The sequence below is a fragment of the Paracoccus salipaludis genome (assembly GCF_002287065.1).
GTDB classification, from domain to species: domain Bacteria; phylum Pseudomonadota; class Alphaproteobacteria; order Rhodobacterales; family Rhodobacteraceae; genus Paracoccus; species Paracoccus salipaludis.
In genome coordinates this window covers 1-516 of the sequence record NZ_NSJZ01000177.1, presented here as the reverse complement: position 1 = coordinate 516, position 516 = coordinate 1, and the positions used below count along the sequence as shown (strand labels likewise).

1 protein-coding gene is annotated in these 516 nt (G+C 63.8%); it reads left to right on the top strand.

The window, feature by feature from the left end; translation table 11 throughout:
- Positions 1-121: 121 nt before the first annotated feature.
- Positions 122-516: helix-turn-helix domain-containing protein (locus CK240_RS18080; protein ID WP_135058988.1), on the top strand; the 395-nt coding region annotated here is incomplete at its 3' end.

Below are 516 nucleotides of genomic sequence, written 5' to 3'. Positions count from 1 at the left end.
CTCAGCGGGCTTCGAGACGGCTTGGGTTTCCCCTGATCTGTGAAGGCTGTTTTCGGATGTGTGTTAATAGCAGGAAATATAACTTGGATACTTCACAGCCTCCAAGTTGGATACTTCACACATGCCGAGACGCAAGTTCAGCCGCCTGACGAACGCCCAGAAGCAAGCTCTCCGGGGTGAGCTCGACGCGAAGGTGCCGGTGACGGAGTTGGCGAAGAAATACGGGGTCAGCCGCCGGACGATCTACAACCACAGGAACCGCTGGGACGAGCGCCTGCCGCAGTCGCGCAGCAAGGTGCTGACGGTGCGGGTCAGCGCCGAGGACATGGAGCGGCTGGACGCCCTGGCGCGGGAGCTGGACCTGAGCCGGGCCGACACGGCCCGGCGGGTGCTGCTCTATGCGGCGGGCGTCTACCACATCGAACCGCCGGAGGCGGGCGAGATCGAGGCGCTGACCAAGGAGGTTTCAGCGATCGGGCGGAACGTGAACCAGGCGGTGCGGGCGATGAACACGGC